Annotated in this window: 17 protein-coding genes; 10 read left to right on the top strand and 7 right to left on the bottom strand. The window is 43.1% G+C overall.

Annotation, left to right across the window (positions count from 1 at the left end; all coding sequences use genetic code 11):
• Positions 1-354 precede the first annotated feature (354 nt).
• Positions 355-1902: an L-glutamate gamma-semialdehyde dehydrogenase gene (gene pruA, locus NYE23_RS19155; protein WP_341080032.1), complete on the top strand. Its 1548-nt coding sequence runs from the start codon at positions 355-357 to the stop codon at positions 1900-1902.
• Between the two features lie 115 nt (positions 1903-2017).
• A complete protein-coding gene (locus NYE23_RS19150) occupies positions 2018-2569 on the top strand; it encodes a cysteine hydrolase family protein (protein ID WP_335449906.1) in 552 nt (183 codons plus the stop codon).
• Positions 2570-2682: 113 nt separating this feature from the next.
• Here NYE23_RS19150 and putP read toward each other — a convergent pair whose 3' ends face one another.
• Together putP and NYE23_RS19140 are read right to left on the bottom strand one after the other, a co-directional pair.
• Positions 2683-4152 (bottom strand): sodium/proline symporter PutP, encoded by a 1470-nt coding sequence (gene putP / locus NYE23_RS19145; protein ID WP_341080030.1) that lies wholly within the window; start codon positions 4150-4152, stop codon positions 2683-2685.
• 432 nt (positions 4153-4584) lie between these two features.
• Positions 4585-5424 carry an STAS domain-containing protein gene (locus tag NYE23_RS19140; RefSeq protein ID WP_341080027.1) on the bottom strand — a complete coding sequence of 280 codons (840 nt, stop codon included), beginning with the start codon at positions 5422-5424 and terminating at the stop codon, positions 4585-4587.
• A 309-nt stretch (positions 5425-5733) separates the two neighbouring features.
• Here NYE23_RS19140 and aceA point away from each other — a divergent pair, with 309 nt between their 5' ends.
• Together aceA and NYE23_RS19130 are read left to right on the top strand one after the other, a co-directional pair.
• Positions 5734-7023, top strand: a complete 1290-nt coding sequence (aceA, locus tag NYE23_RS19135; RefSeq protein ID WP_335449900.1) for an isocitrate lyase — start codon at positions 5734-5736, stop codon at positions 7021-7023.
• Positions 7024-7229: 206 nt separating this feature from the next.
• Positions 7230-7664, top strand: a complete 435-nt coding sequence (locus tag NYE23_RS19130) for a YueI family protein (protein WP_341080024.1) — start codon at positions 7230-7232, stop codon at positions 7662-7664.
• Between the two features lie 158 nt (positions 7665-7822).
• On the opposite strand, the gene NYE23_RS19125 is transcribed toward NYE23_RS19130, so the two are convergent.
• Positions 7823-8179 (bottom strand): cupin, encoded by a 357-nt coding sequence (locus tag NYE23_RS19125; protein ID WP_335449897.1) that lies wholly within the window; start codon positions 8177-8179, stop codon positions 7823-7825.
• A 224-nt stretch (positions 8180-8403) separates the two neighbouring features.
• On the opposite strand from NYE23_RS19125, the gene gatC reads away from it, so the two are divergent.
• The 5 genes from gatC (at position 8404) to NYE23_RS19100 (ending at position 13416) form a co-directional block, all read left to right on the top strand.
• Positions 8404-8694, top strand: a complete 291-nt coding sequence (gene gatC / locus NYE23_RS19120; protein WP_222499803.1) for an Asp-tRNA(Asn)/Glu-tRNA(Gln) amidotransferase subunit GatC — start codon at positions 8404-8406, stop codon at positions 8692-8694.
• 13 nt (positions 8695-8707) lie between these two features.
• A complete protein-coding gene (gene gatA / locus NYE23_RS19115; RefSeq protein ID WP_341080815.1) occupies positions 8708-10165 on the top strand; it encodes an Asp-tRNA(Asn)/Glu-tRNA(Gln) amidotransferase subunit GatA in 1458 nt (485 codons plus the stop codon).
• A gap of 12 nt (positions 10166-10177) precedes the next feature.
• On the top strand, positions 10178-11605 hold the full coding sequence (gene gatB / locus NYE23_RS19110) for an Asp-tRNA(Asn)/Glu-tRNA(Gln) amidotransferase subunit GatB (protein ID WP_335449895.1): 1428 nt from the start codon (positions 10178-10180) through the stop codon (positions 11603-11605).
• A 163-nt stretch (positions 11606-11768) separates the two neighbouring features.
• On the top strand, positions 11769-12329 hold the full coding sequence (locus NYE23_RS19105; RefSeq protein WP_341080015.1) for a thioredoxin family protein: 561 nt from the start codon (positions 11769-11771) through the stop codon (positions 12327-12329).
• A 19-nt stretch (positions 12330-12348) separates the two neighbouring features.
• Positions 12349-13416 (top strand): NAD(P)H-dependent flavin oxidoreductase, encoded by a 1068-nt coding sequence (locus NYE23_RS19100; protein WP_341080013.1) that lies wholly within the window; start codon positions 12349-12351, stop codon positions 13414-13416.
• Positions 13417-13448: 32 nt separating this feature from the next.
• Here NYE23_RS19100 and NYE23_RS19095 read toward each other — a convergent pair whose 3' ends face one another.
• Positions 13449-14381, bottom strand: coding sequence for a manganese-dependent inorganic pyrophosphatase (locus tag NYE23_RS19095; protein ID WP_341080012.1), 933 nt, complete (start codon positions 14379-14381; stop codon positions 13449-13451).
• 165 nt (positions 14382-14546) lie between these two features.
• On the opposite strand from NYE23_RS19095, the gene NYE23_RS19090 reads away from it, so the two are divergent.
• Positions 14547-15311 (top strand): metallophosphoesterase family protein, encoded by a 765-nt coding sequence (locus tag NYE23_RS19090; RefSeq protein ID WP_076258210.1) that lies wholly within the window; start codon positions 14547-14549, stop codon positions 15309-15311.
• A 201-nt stretch (positions 15312-15512) separates the two neighbouring features.
• Here NYE23_RS19090 and NYE23_RS19085 read toward each other — a convergent pair whose 3' ends face one another.
• The 3 genes from NYE23_RS19085 to plsY all read right to left on the bottom strand — a co-directional run bounded on the left by NYE23_RS19085 (position 15513) and on the right by plsY (position 18033).
• Positions 15513-16538: an STAS domain-containing protein gene (locus NYE23_RS19085; RefSeq protein WP_076258211.1), complete on the bottom strand. Its 1026-nt coding sequence runs from the start codon at positions 16536-16538 to the stop codon at positions 15513-15515.
• 106 nt (positions 16539-16644) lie between these two features.
• Complete coding sequence (locus tag NYE23_RS19080; RefSeq protein ID WP_076258214.1) at positions 16645-17304, bottom strand: DUF421 domain-containing protein; 660 nt, start codon at positions 17302-17304, stop codon at positions 16645-16647.
• 102 nt (positions 17305-17406) lie between these two features.
• Positions 17407-18033, bottom strand: a complete 627-nt coding sequence (gene plsY, locus NYE23_RS19075) for a glycerol-3-phosphate 1-O-acyltransferase PlsY (RefSeq protein WP_341080010.1) — start codon at positions 18031-18033, stop codon at positions 17407-17409.
• Positions 18034-18211: the final 178 nt, after the last annotated feature.

Raw genomic sequence — 18211 nt, 5'->3', positions numbered from 1 at the left:
AAAGTCTTCATGGCATCCAAAATGAAAGAGGTACAAAGAAAATGGTCGTCCCCGGCTGAAAATAGGAATTATGCCCAATACAGCATTAAAGAATAATATATAACAGTTTTATCCAACCCTGCCCAATAGAGCCTCAACTCCTTATCATTCTAAGTGAAACCGCAACTCCGCCCTTTAGATGTTAATATATAACATCAACGGAGAATGTTTGAAGATAATGTTATTTTCGTGTTAATATAGTCTTTGGATGAAAACGTTTTAAGAGAATAGCAGACCTTGTTCCATCATGTATAATGTTGGGACGGGACGCTAGTATCTGACGTTTGATATTTGTATACTCAGGAGGCGGTAAAAATGGTACAACCTTATAAGCATGAGCCATTCACGAATTTTAAAGAAGAAGAACATCGTGAAGCATATTTAAAGGGTTTACAAACTGTAGAAAGCTATTTGGGCCAGGATTATGATCTTTTAATTGGCGGAGAGCGCATTTCTACTGAAGATAAAATTGTATCAATCAATCCTTCTAATAAAGAAGAAGTAGTTGGCCGTGTTTCAAAGGCAAACCGCGAGCTTGCGGAAAAAGCGATGCAGGCTGCTGTGGAAGCATTTAAAACATGGAGAAAAGTGAAGACGGAAACGCGTGCAGATGTTTTATTCAAAGCTGCTGCGATTATCCGCCGCCGCAAGCATGAGTTCTCTGCTCTCTTAACAAAAGAAGCAGGAAAGCCTTGGAACGAGGCAGATGCTGATACTGCGGAAGCGATTGACTTTCTTGAGTACTATGCACGCCAAATCTTAGAAATCAAAGACGGTGTTCCTGTTAACAGCCGTCCGAACGAATATAACCGTTATGATTACATTCCATTGGGAGTGGGCATCATCATCTCTCCTTGGAACTTCCCGCTTGCGATCATGGCCGGCACAACTGTTGCGGCAATCGTGGCAGGAAACACAGTTCTATTAAAACCAGCTTCTACAACACCGGTTGTGGCTGCGAAATTTGTTGAAGTGATGGAAGAAGCAGGCCTTCCGAAGGGCGTTCTAAACTTTGTTCCGGGCAGCGGTGCAGAAGTGGGCGACTACCTGGTTGACCATAAAGACACTCGCTTTATCTCCTTCACAGGTTCACGTGATGTGGGTCTTCGCATCAACGAGCGCGCATCTAAATTAAACGAAGGCCAAATCTGGCTGAAGCGCGTCATCGCGGAAATGGGCGGTAAGGATACGATCGTTGTCGACAAAGAAGCAGACCTTGAATTAGCGGCTACTTCAATCGTGGCATCTGCGTTCGGATTCTCCGGCCAGAAGTGCTCGGCATGCTCACGTGCAGTGATCGTAGAAGATGTATACGATCAGGTTCTGAACCGTGTGGTTGAACTGACTAACGAATTAACGCAGGGCAACCCTGAAGACCAAAGCAATTACATGGGTCCTGTCATCGACCAGGGTGCATTTGACAAGATCATGAGCTACATTGAAATCGGCAAAGAAGAAGGCAAGCTGATGACAGGCGGAGAAGGAGACAATTCCAAGGGCTTCTTTATCAAACCTACTGTATTCGCTGACCTTGCACCAGACGCGCGCTTAATGCAGGAAGAAATCTTTGGGCCAGTCGTTGGCTTCACAAAGGCAAAAGATTTCGACCATGCGCTTGAAATTGCCAACAACACTGAGTACGGCTTAACAGGAGCTGTGATCACACAGAACCGTGAGCACATCCAAAAGGCGCGTGAAGATTTCCATGTTGGAAACCTATACTTCAACCGCGGCTGTACAGGTGCGATCGTTGGATACCAGCCATTCGGCGGATTCAACATGTCAGGAACAGACTCCAAAGCAGGCGGTCCTGACTACATCCTTCTGCACATGCAGGCGAAGACTACTTCTGAAATGTATTAATAGATCTCCATTCGGAGGCGGGAACAGCAACTTGGTTGCTGTTCCTTTTTTAATTGGCAATTCAGCCCGCTGAGGTATATGATGAAATAAGAACTGCAGATTGGAGAGATGCAAGATGCCAATTAAAGCCCTGATCAATATTGATTACACAAATGATTTTGTTTCTGAAGATGGTGCCCTTACATGCGGCAAGCCTGGACAGCTCTTGGAAAAGAAAATCTCAGAGCTCACACAAGAGTTTATCGCAAGCGGGCATTACACTGTTTTTGCCATAGATGTTCATGATAAAGGTGACATCCATCACCCGGAAACAAATTTATTCCCGCCCCATAATATCAGAAACACGGAAGGAAGAAATCTTTACGGTTCATTGCAGCGGGTTTTTGAAACGAACAAGGAAGCTGAAAATGTTTATTTCATGAATAAAACCAGATATTCCGCATTCGCAGGAACCGACCTGGAGATAAAACTGAGGGAGCGCAGCATAGAGGAGGTACACCTCGTCGGTGTATGCACCGACATTTGTGTCCTTCATACGGCAGTCGATGCTTATAATAAAGGGTTTAAAATAGTGATCCATAAAGATGCTGTTGCATCATTTGACCAGGATGGCCACGAGTGGGCCTTAAGGCATTTTGCAAAGACGCTTGGAGCAGAAGTAATTTAATATATTGCCTGCTTAATTATTAAGCAGACAATACAAGCTGAAGGCTATTACTGTATTGAAAAAACGACTTACATACAAAAAACCCTCTCCACATAGGAAGAGGGTTTCTGCAATTATTTTTTTAGGACTGATTTATATTGATCGTACTGCTCCTGAACTTCTGCTGATGGTGCATTATCCAGAAGACTGACAACGATAATCGCCAGAACTGCAAATAGGAAGCCAGGCGCCAGTTCATACAGATCAAACAGTCCGCCGGTAAGCTGTGCCCATATAATTACTGTTACAGCACCAACAATAATGCCGGCTAGAGCGCCATTACGCGTCATGCGTTTCCAGAACAGGCTCAGAATGATGACAGGTCCGAAGGCTGCACCAAATCCGGCCCAGGCATAACTGACAAGTTCCAATACCTTGCTTTCGGGGTTATACCCTAAGAAGATAGCGATAATGGCAATGCCCAATACAGCAATTCTGCCAACAATCATTTCTTCCTTTTGGGAAGCATTTCTTCTGAAGATAGATTTATAGAAATCCTGTGCCAATGCACTTGAAGAAACGAGCAATTGAGAGTCAACGGTGCTCATGATTGCTGAGAGAATGGCTGCTAATAAGAATCCGGCTACCCATGGATTAAATAGTACTTGTGAAAACATGATAAACACGGTTTCGGAATTGGCCAGCGGTGAATCTGCAAAATATGCGATACCTGCAAAGCCTACAAACAGAGCTCCGAATAAGGAAATAATCATCCAGGTCATACCGATTAAACGTGCTTTTGGAACATCATTTGTAGATCTTAATCCCATAAAGCGGACAAGGATATGAGGCTGTCCAAAATAACCTAATCCCCATGCTAATAGTGAAGCTACACCAACAAAAGTGGCACCGGAATAGACATCTAAATAAGAAGTATCCATAGATCCGATTTTCTGCATCGCCTCATTCCATCCGCCAAGCTCCTGAATGGCCACAATGGGTATAATAATCATGGCAAGGAACATTAAAATTCCTTGAATGAAATCTGTCCAGCTGGCTGCAAGGAACCCTCCAAATAATGTGTATGACAAAATAACAGCAGCTCCGACCCAAAGTGCGAGTGTGTAATCCATCCCAAATGAGTTCTCTAACAAGATGGCACCGCCGACGAGGCTGGATGAAGTATAGAAAGTGAAAAAGATTAAAATAACGATTGCCGAAACAACACGCAATATTTTTGAAGTATCGTGGAATCGATTTTCAAAATATCCGGGTACCGTAATAGAATCGTTGGCTACTTCTGTATAAACACGCAGTGGTTTGGCTACAAACTGCCAATTTAAATATGCGCCTACAGCTAATCCGATTGGAAGCCAAATCTCTCCCATACCGCCTAAATATACGGCACCAGGTAAGCCGAGCATCAGCCATCCACTCATATCGGATGCCCCTGCACTCAAGGCTGCAACGCCTGGTCCCAGCCCTCGGCCGCCTAATACATAATCAGATAAATCTTTAGTCATTCTGGCTGCGAGCACGCCAATCAGCAGCATGCCGACCAGGTACACAATAATGGCAATTAACGTTGGTATATTTATATCCATACTTATTTATTCTCTCCTTTCAGCAAAATATGAAATGCCTGATAGTATGATCAATAAAGGCATTGGAATAAGAAGCCAAAGCCATGTGGCCATAGTGAAATCCATTTTTTCACCTCCATTTTCTCTTAGTATCCCCATCTAGAAGAATCACCTTTTATACAGTAACATACAGTTTTGTGTTTGTTAAAAAAATAGCTTGGGGAAAGGTCCACTTTGAAAAGACGTTTATCATCATAACATAATAAAGATTGAAGGACAAAAAATCTAAAAAAATATAAAGATGAAAATGTATAAAAATACATTATTTCGCATTAATTTGCTGTTATATCTCATATAACAACATAACTATACATCAAAATTAATAAAATTAAGTTGGTAACCTGAAGGGTTTATAAATAAAAAAAGACCTAATTGTCATAGGTCCCGGGGAAATTACAGATTTAATTTTCTGAACACTTTCTCTAAAGAATTTTCAGTGATTATATCCTTAAAGTCAATTCCCAGCTGGATGGCTGTCTGAGCAACTTCAGGACGAATCCCAAGCAAGGTTGACTGTATACCGATAAGTTTTAATGAGCTGATAACCTTGAAGATTTGGTGTGCAACCATCGTGTCGACCATGATGACACCCGATAGATCAATAATTAAATGAGTAATCCCCAGTTTTACACTTTGATGCAGAGTAGATTCCATAATAAATTTGGCCCGTTCTGTATCAATATCCCCAATGAGCGGCAGCAGCCCAACTTCTGAGGAAAGCGGGATAACCGGCGTGCTTAGTTCTTTTATTAATATAGATTGTGCGCTTAATCGGTTCAGCAATATATCCATAAAGTTTTCTGTGAAGGTTTCCATTACATAATCCAGCGTATAATCAATAATTTCCTGCCAATGAAAAACATCCTCTGCACTGATATCCAAGTCGGCATTTTCAGCAAAACGTTTTATATGCATCCAATAAACCTTTCGAAATATGGAAAGGTTTCTCTGGACGTCGACAAGGGATGTTCTGGATTTAACCCGATCAGCAGACGTCTGCTTTGTCCAATTGGCTATCGTTTCTTTCATTTCTTCTTCTGTCTGAAGCAGTGATTTTGCCACAGTTCTAAAATACTTTGTGTTTTGCTCCTCAACTTTCCTTGCCCTTTCCGGAGGAGCATCAGCAGAATAGTCGCATCCTGCCTTTACGACCTGAAAGCCTCTCCAATCCTTTGTCATTTCAGGGGCTTTTTCCACTAGATAATTATATAAAGAGCGATTCTTATCTTCCATACATTCTCCTTCATCCATCAGAATGATTTACTAAAAACGCAACTAATTCTCTCTATCATAGCACAAAGGATGAAGTTGAAATGAAGCAGGATGTGTTATTCAGTAAATTTTGAAATTTTTTAATTAAGGGGTTCCCATTGGTTTGTAACTGTTATATAATACAAAACATAGATATTCAATTGTTTTATAACAACATAGATTAATATTATAACAGAAAGTTTTTTAGTGCTGTTATGATACAGAAGTGTTTTGCATCCGGGATCTTGCTGAAATGATGATTTTTCTAAATTAAAAGGAGGATTTAATCAAATGGCAGATGAAAGAGTGCGTCAGCTGCAGGAAAGCTGGGAAATGGATGAACGCTGGAGTGGAGTAGAAAGACCATATTCGGCGGAGGAAGTAATCAAGCTAAGAGGGTCGATTGATATTGAACATACATTAGCACGCCGTGGTGCAGAGAAGCTGTGGAAGCTTGTCAATGAAGAGAATTTCGTCAATGCATTGGGTGCATTAACGGGAAACCAGGCTGTTCAGCAGGTTAAGGCGGGTCTGAAGGCTATCTACTTAAGCGGCTGGCAGGTTGCTGCAGATGCGAACCTCTCCGGAAATATGTATCCGGACCAAAGTTTGTATCCGGCCAACAGTGTTCCGAGTGTTGTAAAAAGAATTAATCAGGCCCTTCAGCGTGCTGACCAGATTCATCATATGGAAGGGGATCATTCCATTGACTGGTTTGCTCCAATTGTAGCAGATGCTGAAGCAGGGTTCGGCGGCCAGCTAAATGTATTTGAACTTATGAAAGGCATGATTGAATCGGGTGCCGGCGGAGTACACTTTGAGGACCAGCTATCTTCTGAGAAGAAATGCGGCCATCTTGGCGGAAAGGTATTGCTCCCAACGCAGACTGCTGTTAAGAATTTAATATCTGCAAGACTGGCTGCGGATGTTATGGGCGTGCCGACTGTCATTGTCGCACGGACTGATGCTAACGCAGCTGACTTGATTACCAGCGATGTAGATCCATATGATGCACCTTTTATTACAGGGGAACGCACTCCTGAAGGATTCTTCCGGACAAAAGCAGGACTTGACCAAGCGATCGCTCGGGGGTTGGCGTATGCCCCTTATGCAGATCTGGTATGGTGTGAAACATCTGAACCTGATCTTAATGAGGCTAGACGCTTTGCTGAAGCCATTCATGAAAAATTCCCAGGTAAGCTGTTGGCTTATAACTGCTCTCCATCATTTAACTGGAAGAAAAAGCTCGATGACGAAACGATTGCAAAATTCCAGGTGGAGCTCGGCAAAATGGGCTACAAGTTCCAGTTCGTTACTTTAGCAGGATTCCATGCTCTGAACCACAGCATGTTTGAACTGGCTCGCGGATATAAAGACCGCGGAATGGCTGCGTACTCTGAACTGCAGCAGGCCGAGTTTGCCAGCGAAACACATGGCTACACGGCGACAAGACATCAGCGTGAAGTAGGCACAGGCTATTTTGACCAGGTTTCCATGGTCATTACTGGAGGTACTTCCTCTACAACTGCTTTGAAGGGATCGACCGAGGAAGAACAGTTCTCTGAAAAGCAGGAAGCTTAATTTTTACCCCAAGTAACTTGATATTTTACCTTGAATATTCTCCTAATTTACACCTCTCTTCCTAGGAAGGGAGGTATTTTTTGCTTAACAGGCAAGCACAGTACCTGCTGCAAAAACATACATATTATATAGGTGAAATTTGAAATAGGGCATAATACTGAATACAATGAAAGCATTGAGGTCATTTAAGGATGGAGGATGTACAATTGGCTGAAAATATAGATGATTATCTTCAACAGGGAATTCATGGACAAAAACAGACCAAGCCTGATGAGCGCCGCAAGTTTCTTGGCTCGCTTCGGGAGAGGGTGGTCATTGCCCTGAAGCAGCCGCAGATGAGGCAAGATGGAATCTATCCGCAGGTGGAAGAGGCTCTTAAAGCCAACAGCAAAGCTCATCTTTATCTGAATGGAAATATGAGCTACTCCTATTTATCAAAATATATCAAACTGGCTTCGGCCAATAAAGTAGAATATACAATTGTCACAAACAAAGAACATAATTCTGAGATCGGGCTGGTACTTGCCTATGACTATGCGATTGACAAACCAGAAATTTTTGTGGAGAGGAAAACGGTCAAAGCAGAAGCCAAAAAGGCGAAAAAAGGCGGCCTGTTTGCCAAACTTTTCAAGCGGAAATGAGCAGCGTCTGCCGCGCTGCTCTATTTTTTGGGGGGAAGGCTTCGTAATACCGGCCAATTTTACATATTTACGGGCCAAAATGCGGAGTTTATCGGCCGAAATGAATAAAATACCGGCCAAACTTCAACGCTTCCTGGCCAATGCCAGGGTTTCGCTTTCTATTCCAAAGGCTTCAGGTACTGATGAGGGTCCAAATCAGGACCTTCAATCACAATTGCAGTCATGCCAAGGTAAGAGCCTGATTCATGTTCCTCGCCTTCAGACCAGTAAACAGCGGTGCCTTTTCTGACTGCAATTTGTTCACCTCCAGCAGCTTTGACCCAACCTTCGCCGTCAACGATGAGAAATAGCTGGGGACATGCTGCCGGATGCATGCCTAAAACACTATTATCCTTAAGATGGATACACCCAACTGTAGCCGTTTTGTTCCTGATAATCGGACTGATGCTGGCGTTGTGGCTGCTGAATTGACTGATTTCCCGGCTGACATCCAAATCAAATCGGAAAAATTCCATAATCTTGCCTCCTCGCAGTTTGATCACATCCCTATTTATTCGGTTTCGCTTTTCATTTATCCTCTTAAGAAAGACGCAAACACACATTTCCCCCTCAACTCATGGTAAAATAAGCAGAAGATTGCTGAAACAGCCCGTTCTCGCGTGTTGCTTTAACGCGTGAAAGTTTGGTATGATCATAATAATTGTGCATTGACAGTATTCAAATTTTGGAGGTGGCATTAATGTCGAGAATTTCTATAGATCAGGTTAAGCATGTTGCACATTTGGCGCGACTTGCGATGACTGAAGAGGAAGCTGTTGCGTATACGGAACAGCTGGACAAAATGATTTCATTTGCAGAGCTTTTGAATGAGCTTGATACAGATCATGTTGAACCAACATCCCATGTTCTTGATATGAAAAATGTATTGAGAGAAGATAAGGCGAAAAAAGGGCTTCCACAGGAAGAAGTTTTGAAAAATGCGCCGGAACATCAGGATGGCTATATAAAAGTGCCGTCTATTATTGAGTAGGGAGGGGAAAATGGTGAGTTTATTTGACCATAAGGTATCTGAGCTTCATCAGCTTTTACATAAAAAAGAAATCACGGTTACCGATCTTGTCAGTGAATCGTACAAGCGAATCGGTGAAGTAGAGGACAAAGTACAGGCTTTCTTGACGCTTGATGAAGAAAGAGCCCGTGAAGCAGCAAAAAAAATGGATGAAAAAATCGGCACGGACGAAGCGAAAGGCCTCCTGTTCGGTATGCCGATCGGAGTAAAGGATAACATCGTAACGAAGGGGCTGCGCACCACCAGTGCGAGTAAAATTCTTGAGAACTTTGACCCGATTTATGATGCAACGGCTGCTTCCAAATTACATAATGCTGAAACCATTACAATCGGTAAACTGAATATGGATGAATTTGCAATGGGATCATCCAATGAGAACTCAGGTTTTCAGGTAACCCGAAATCCCTGGAATCTTGAAAGAGTTCCCGGCGGGTCTTCCGGCGGCTCTGCTGCTTCTGTTGCAGCAGGGGAGGTTTTATTTTCTCTTGGATCAGATACAGGCGGCTCAATCAGACAGCCCGCTTCTTATTGCGGAGTTGTTGGGTTAAAGCCTACCTATGGAAGAGTATCCCGTTTCGGACTGATTGCATTTGCATCATCTTTGGACCAGATTGGACCAATTACCCGCACAGTTGAAGATAACGCCTATCTGCTTCAGGCTATTTCAGGTGTTGACCAAATGGATTCTACTTCAGCAAATGTAGATGTTCCAAGCTATGCAGAAAGCTTAACTGGCGATGTTAAAGGGTTGAGAATCGCCGTACCAAAAGAATATTTGGCTGAAGGTGTAGATGAAGATGTGCGCCAGTCAGTGCTGGATGCCCTGAAGGTGTTGGAAAAACTGGGGGCAACTTGGGAAGAAGTTTCCCTGCCGCACTCGAAATATGCACTGGCAACGTATTATCTGCTGTCCTCCTCCGAGGCATCGGCCAACCTGGCTCGCTTTGATGGCGTACGCTATGGCTATAGAACAGCAGATCCTGAGAGTTTAATGGATTTATACAAAAAGACCCGTGCAGAAGGCTTCGGGGATGAAGTAAAACGCCGCATTATGCTTGGAACATTTGCCTTAAGCTCAGGCTACTATGATGCATACTACAAAAAGGCACAAAAGGTGCGCACGCTGATAAAACAGGATTTTGAAAATGTTTTTGAAAAGTATGATGTCATTATTGGACCGACAGCACCAACTCCTGCCTTTAAGATTGGCGAAAATACGTCTGATCCTCTGACTATGTATGCAAATGATATTCTGACCATTCCAGTTAACCTTGCCGGGGTTCCTGGAATCAGCGTTCCTTGCGGATTTGCGGATGGATTGCCGCTAGGCCTTCAGATTATCGGAAAGCATTTTGATGAAAGCACTGTTTACCGTGTAGCACATGCATTTGAGCAGGCTACAGAATTCCATAAGCAAAAACCGGGACTGTAAGGGGGGAAATTCATGAAATACGAAACGGTTATCGGACTTGAAGTACATGTTGAGCTAAAAACAGATTCTAAAATATTCTCAGCAAGCCCAAACCATTTTGGGGCGGAGCCAAACTCCAACACAACAGTAGTCGATCTCGGCTACCCTGGAGTGCTGCCTGTCATTAATAAAAAGGCAGTTGAATTCGGAATGAAAGCTGCGATGGCGCTGAACTGTGAAATCGCACCTGTTACAAAATTTGACCGGAAGAATTATTTTTACCCGGATAATCCTAAAGCCTACCAGATTTCGCAATTCGACAAGCCCATTGGAGAACATGGCTGGATTGAGATCGAAGTCGACGGCTATAAGAAAAAGATCGGCATTACGCGGATTCATCTTGAAGAGGATGCAGGCAAGCTGTCTCATGCTAAAGGTTATTCTCTTGTAGACTATAACCGCCAGGGTACTCCTCTGATCGAGATTGTATCTGAGCCGGATATCCGCACGCCAAATGAAGCATATGCATACCTGGAGAAGCTAAAGTCCATCATCCAGTATACTGGCGTTTCTGACTGTAAAATGGAGGAGGGTTCACTTCGCTGTGATGCGAATATTTCTCTTCGTCCTGTCGGCCAGGAGGAATTTGGCACAAAGACAGAGCTTAAGAACTTGAACTCGTTTAACTTTGTCCGCAAAGGACTGGAATACGAGGAGAAGCGGCAGGAAGAGATTCTAAGTTCTGGCGGAACAATTCAGCAGGAAACATTGCGCTATGATGAAGCCACCAATAAAACTATTCTAATGAGGGTAAAAGAAGGTTCGGATGATTATCGTTATTTCCCTGAACCTGATTTACTTGATATTCATATCGATGAAGAGTGGAAAGAGCGAATCCGTGCCGAGATTCCTGAGCTTCCGGACCAAAGAAAGAACCGCTATATCGAGGAACTTGGGCTGCCGGCCTATGATGCAGCTGTCCTGACAGTGACAAAAGAAACATCTGATTTCTTTGAGGCAGCTGTGAATAAAGGAGCAGACGCGAAACAGGCTTCCAACTGGGTAATGGGTGAATTGTCAGCTTACTTGAATGCTGAACAAAAAGAGCTGGCCGATATAGCTTTGACACCTGAGGGACTTGCCGGCATGATTAAGCTGATTGAAAACGGCACGATCTCTTCTAAAATTGCCAAAACAGTATTCAAAGAGCTGGTTGAAAATGGCGGAGATCCGGAAACAATCGTAAAAGAAAAAGGCCTCGTCCAAATTTCGGACGAAGGGGCACTTCTTAAAATTATCAGTGAAACGCTCGATGCGAACCCTCAATCCATCGAGGATTTCAAAAATGGTAAGCAAAAAGCAATCGGCTTCCTAGTCGGCCAAATTATGAAAGCCACAAAAGGACAGGCCAACCCGCCGCTTGTTAACAAATTATTGCAGCAGGAAATACAGAAAAGATAAAAGGTGAGCTGATGGAAATCCATCAGCTTTTCCTGTATTCGACAAAAATAAAGTCTATTTCCCAGGAAAAGATTCAGTTTTACAAAGTGCTACAGCAAATGCAGGAATGAAAGCGGATGGTAAAGAATAAACACTAAAGAAATCGAAAAAAGGGAGTGGGTTTATGGAATTAATGAACTGGTTTGCGAAGGGTCTATGTCCGCAGAATTATATAGAAGCGATGCAAGTTAACAAAGAAGAGATGAATAAAATATATAATCGTTTCTCTTTATCTGATGAGGAAAAAACAAGATTGGCAGACCTTAAGGGTACCGGCATGAAAGTAATTGCCCTTACTGAGGACTGGTGCGGTGATGCCATGCTGAATAATCCGATTCTACTAAAAATAGCTGAGGAAACCGGCATGGACGTCCGTTTTGTTTTGAGGGATCAGAACCTTGAGCTTATGGACCAGTATTTGACTAACGGAACATCCAGAGCGATACCGATTTATATTTTTATAGATAAAGAAGGGGACGAAAAAGCTATTTGGGGACCGCGTGCCAAACAGATTCAGGAATTGGTGGATGATGAAAGAGGGAAGCTTCCTGCACAGGATGCTGAAGACTTTAAGGAAAAACAAATGAGCATGTACAGGAGATTAACTGCCTCCTATCAGGAGGATTCTAAGATTTGGCATACGGTTGCTGATAGTGTAATAGATGCTCTTGTTTCGGGGAAATAAAGGAGGAAGGGTGATTTAAATGGGCTGGAACCGTAATTCCATCACTGCGATGCTGGATATAAAATACCCTATTTTTCAGGCTCCCATGGCTGGAGGGATGACAACGCCGCAATTAATCAGTGAGGTATCAAATTGCGGCGGACTTGGAAATATGGGTGCAGGCTATATGAGTCCGGATGAGATAAGAGAAGATATAAAACAAATTCGGAAATTGACAGATCGGCCATTTGGCGTCAATCTCTTTGTTCCGGATCTTGATGTGTCAGTGAATTCAGATGATATCAGCAGCATGGGGAATGTGCTTGAACGATACAGCAGTGAGCTGGGTATGGAGGTAAAGTCAACTCTTCCGAAAAAGGATTATGCTGCTTTATACAAAAAACAGCTTGATGTTTTGATGGGAGAACGTGTGCCTGCTTGCAGCTTTACGTTTGGCATACCTGATTCGGCCTTTATTTCAGAATTAAAGAAACAGGGTACGATGATTATTGGAACCGCAACAAATGTCAATGAGGCAGTGGAATGGGAAGAAGCGGGCGCAGATATTATTGTTGTACAGGGATTTGAAGCTGGGGGGCACCGCGGAACATTTCACAGGGAAGAAAGCGGTATGATCGGTTCCATGGCTCTCATACCGCAGGCGGCAGATGCAGTAAGCTGTCCTGTGGCCGCGGCAGGGGGAATCATGGATGCCCGGGGTATCGCTGCAGCCATGATCCTTGGGGCAGAAGGAGTCCAGCTTGGAACGGCCTTTCTTACATGCAGGGAAAGCGGGGCGCACTCACTTTACAAGCATGCTCTATTAAATGCAAGGGAAGATCAGACAGCTGTGACGAAAGCATTCTCAGGAAAGCCTGCAAGAGGGATTCGCAACAGATTCATGGAGGAAATGAAAGGTGTGCAGCTGTTGCCTTATCCATTGCAGAATGATATGACAGCGCCTATCCGGAAGCATGCAGCGAAGCTGGAGCGGCCGGAGTTTATGTCATTATGGGCCGGTCAGGGAGTGGGAATGGCTGAAGAGGTGACAGTGAAGGAATTGATGACCAGGCTTGTTAAGGGGACAGAAGCATTATTGGATAAGTAAAAAGCAGTGCCAAGTGCGGCACTGCTTCTGTATTATTTGCCGGCCAATACGTTTGTAAGAGGCGGTACGATCTGCTTTTTGCGTGAAACAACGCCCTTTAATACGGCACTGTTGTTTTTAAGTGTTACATCATAAGCTTTTTCAACTGCAGCAGCTTCTTTGCCAAGAGAAATGGCAACTGAGTCGTTGTTAAGGATATCAGTTAAAACAAAAACAAAAAGGTCAAGCTCTTTGCTATTAATGTTTTCAGTAATGACAGCCTCCAATTCTTCCTGGCGGCTTAGTACGTCATTCAGGTCCACAGCATTAACCTGAGCGATTTCTGTTTTATAGCTTCCCATTTGGAATTCCTTTGCGTCAAGGGAGATTAGCTCTTTCACGCTCTTCTTGCTTAAGTCTGCTCCTGCTTTCAGCATTTCGAGACCATATTCTTCAGGGTTTACTCCCGCGATTTCAGCAAGCTCGCGTGCTGCTGCAACGTCCTGATCTGTGCATGTTGGAGATTTGAACAGCAGGGAATCGGAAATAATGGCAGAAAGCATAAGGCCAGCTGTTTCTTTACTGATTTCCACTCCGTTTTCCTTGTACATTTTGTTCAGAATGGTTGCTGTACAGCCAACAGGCTCTGCACGGTAGTAAAGCGGATCGCTTGTTTCAAAATTCGCAATGCGGTGGTGGTCAATAACCTCAAGGATTTTCACATCTCTGATATCATCAGCGCTTTGCTGGAATTCGTTGTGGTCTACAAGAATTACTTCGCTGGCTTCCTTGGATACTGCCTCAACAAGCATGGGAGCTTCAGTCTTAAAATAATCTAGGGCATATTGTGTTTCCTCATTTACCTTGCCCAGGCGGATTGGCTCTGCATCAACGCCTAATTTGTTTTTTAATTCTGCATAAGCAAGTGCTGAACAGATTGAGTCAGTGTCAGGGTTTTTGTGTCCGAAGACAAATACTTTTGACATAATTCTTACTCCTTCTATATGTAATGTTGGTTTTGGCATGCTGTTATTTTACCATATTTCTAATGTAATGGCGGTCCAGGGAAAAATCAAATTTTGTTTTTTTCAATTGTTAGAGGAAGCTTGGGTGTTTTGGAGAAATATAAAAAAAGTAAGGAGGAGACAAACATGGGAAAAGTAGCCGTAATATCTGATATTCATGGAAATATCACAGCTCTGGAGGCTGTTCTGGACAATATCCGCGAACGCGGAATAGAGAATATTTTTTGCCTGGGTGACTTAATAGGAAAAGGACCCAATTCTCTTAAAGCCGTTGAACGGATTAAAGAGACCTGTGAAGTGGTCCTCCTGGGGAATTGGGATGACTTTATGCAGAAGCCGCTGGACTTTGAAGAGGGGCAGTGGCATCAGAGACAGCTGGGGGAAGAGGCCTTATCCTATTTAGGCACGCTTCCGTTCCATTACGATTTTTATATGAGCGGAAAATATATCAGACTCTACCATGCTTCAGCCAAAAGCATTTATCACCGGGTGGTGCCCATGAGGGATTCACATGACGAAAAGCTGGCTATGTTCGAGAATACGGAGAATATTACTGCCGGAGAGGAAGGCAGGATTCCGGATGTTGTCGGGTACGGGGATATTCACGCAGCCCTGGTTGAACCGATTCATCCGCAAAAGACACTATTCAATGCAGGAAGCGTCGGGAACTCCCTTGATATCCCTCAGGCTGCCTATGCAATCTTGCATGGGGAATACTTATCAAAAGAGGCTGCACCTTTTTCCATTGAGATTGTCCGGATTCCATATGATATTGAAAAAGAAATCAGCATTGCCAAAGACATGGGAATGCCGAATCTTGAGGCATACGTCCTGGAACTGCGCGAAGCGAAATATAGGGGGGCGCCGAAGAAAGTGCAGGCAGAGAAATAGGAGCCATCCCCGGGTTCTGAGAGCACATAAAAAAACCTAAGCGCACATAAAAAAACTTATTCGCACACAAAAAACGCTAAACGCACATAAAAAATTTTATCTGCACAAAAATTCCGGTTATCCGCACATAATTTGCAGATGCATCATAAAAAACATAAAAAAGCTGACTTCCGTCCAATGCGGAATCAGCTTTTTGTATGATTAAAAGATTTTCCTGCCTTTTTTGGAAAGAGCGTAATAAATGCCGTGCTGCAGGTTTGTGAAGCAGTTAAATTTAGAGAGATTAAAGTTGGTTTCCGTAATTTTAGTGCCAAGTTCCGGAGAAATGCCGACCAGAATGGTTTCTGTGCCGATCAGATTAGCTGCAGCAGCCAATTTGCTTAAGAATTCCACCGTGTAGGCACTGATGGACTGATTTAACCCGGTCAGGTCCAGGATTAGGCAATCTGCCTGGTGCTTCGGAAGGCTATGAAGAGTTTTATCGACGAGTTCTTCAGAGCGGAATTCATCATATCTTCCCAAAAGAGGGACAACAACAATTCCATCCAGGACAGGAATAACCGGTGAAGAGATTTCTTTAACAAGCTGCTTAAGTTCTAACGTGCGCACTTCCACTAATTTCTCAAGCTCACTGATTTTTTTTGATTCTTCCCGTCTCGTTAAATCATGGATATTTTCCTCAACCGTAACGCTTGAAGGGAAGAAATCCAGCTCTGTATATTCGTGGCCGGCTAACTGGTCAGATTCCTTTTTATACCAAATGCTTCTCCCAAACACAGCTGAAAAGATCCCTGCAAAATGTCCCGGCAGAAAGGTTCCGGACTCAGTTTTCCCTTGTTCCCTGTTAATCTTATATTCCCAGCTGTCAACAGTTCTGACCCTGGCTGTTTTGGCAGCGGGATCTACATTAGTAATGATGAATTTCCCCCAGCCGGCAGACGCGTATATTCTGGGGATGATATTGGCCACTTCAGTTATATGCAGATTCATGTCTTTAAAAAACTTTCCAACAACCATTCCCTGCCTGAAACCGGCGGTCTCAAGTACAAGACTGGAGGTTTCTTTGCCTGAAATCTCTTCAATTGTATCAAAAAAGCTTTTCATGGCTGAACTTATCCAAAAGAGGACTGAGTCTTCACCTTCAAAATTAAACTGACCTTTTTCCAGGTCCCAATTAAAATTAAAGCCATCAATTTTTGTTTCAAGCACAAGGCCTGCTTCTTTCATACCATTACCCCCTGATATTGATATGTATAGTAAAGCAACTTATTTTTCTGGTATGTAACTAATGTTAAATACCCTTAATTTCAGTCAATAAACCTATTTTGTAAAATTATCTGCGTCTGTTTATATTCAACTTCTTTGACTTTTCATTCACATAAGCGTACATAATCTCTTTCTCATTCAAATCGTTTTGACGAAGCTGATCTAAAAGCCAATCCTTGGTCTGTCCGAGCAACTCGAGGTTACGGGTCTGAATCCTGCCATCCACAATCACTGCAATCGGGAGCCCCTCATCCTGAATGGGGATCTTTAAATGCTCAACTGTGACAGGCGTATTGGCCACTTTCGGTATGATGCTCACTTCACCGATTGGCTCGAGAATAGCGTAATCAACATCCGCAATCTTCGGGTAGCCTTTGCTTCTTAAAATGGACAGCAGCTGAGACATGGAAAGATGGGACTTTTCCAGATTGTCTTCCAGGATTTCACCATTTTTAATCAGCATCGTCGGCTCACCAAGAAAAAATCGGTTGCCAATTTGGTTTAAAGTCAAATAAGAGAAGAGAATGTGAAGGCCTACCAGAATGGCCAATGCTGCTAATGTCGGCCCGTATTTTGTGCTAATGAGAGGCTCAGACGCCACTGTGCCAACGATAATGATAGCGACAAGGTCATAAGGAGTCATCTGGATAATCGTCGATTTCCCCATCAGTCTCATAATCATGATTGTGATTAAGTAAAGACTCGCTATTTTTAAGATCAAGAACATATGCAAGCTCCTTCGAACGCACTTTATTCAAAGGTTTTGCTTAAAGAGCTGCTTTCATGTGAAAAATAATAAAAAAACCCGAATGCAGGGTCCGGGTTTCAATTAAGCACGCTTTTTATCATCTCTTGGAGGGATGCGGTCATCTTTTAAGCGCTTATCATTGATTTTAGGCTCCTTATTATCAATAAAGTTATTAATGTTCGAACGATGCAGGAAAATCAGAAATAATAGGAAAATAGAAAAGATAAGTTCATGTTCAGTGCCTTCAGTAAATAAGGAATAGATAAGCAAGGATCCACCCACTGATAAAGAGCCAAAAAATACATACTTCGTTAGGAAAATGACAGCTATAAAAGAAATATAGGCGATTAAAAACATCCAAATATTTACAGAAAGCAATACACCTGCGGTGGTTGCGATGGCTTTTCCTCCGCGGAATCCTGCAAAGACCGGAAAGCAGTGGCCGGCAACTGCAACCATCCCGACTATTAGCGGATCAGCCTCAGCGTTCAGAATCACAGGAATTGCCGCAGCTGCAGCACCCTTGCTCACATCCACCAGCAGAACCACAATAGCCGCTTTCTTGCCAAGAACCCTTAATGTATTAGTCGCACCAGGATTATTGCTGCCATGATCACGAATGTCAATTCCAAAGGCAAATTTGCCAAACAATAAGGCAGTAGGAATTGATCCTATCAAGTATGCTGCCAGGTAAATAAGAAGAGTCATCGTATTCATCCTTTTTCATCAATATATTCAATTGTTATTTAGAGTTGTCCTTTATTTGAAATTTTTTTACTAGCCTCCTCTGCATGTAGTCATTGCTTACAGTTTACCATATAATGGTTTAGTGAAAAGGGAGAATTAATCATTATCCGGAATAGAAAATTCTGTAACTTTTTTAGTG

Origin of the sequence: Cytobacillus sp. FSL H8-0458 (assembly GCF_038002165.1) — a bacterium.
Taxonomy (GTDB): domain Bacteria; phylum Bacillota; class Bacilli; order Bacillales; family Cytobacillaceae; genus Cytobacillus.
Note: the sequence above shows the minus strand (reverse complement) of the source record. Positions and strands in the feature narration are given on the sequence as shown.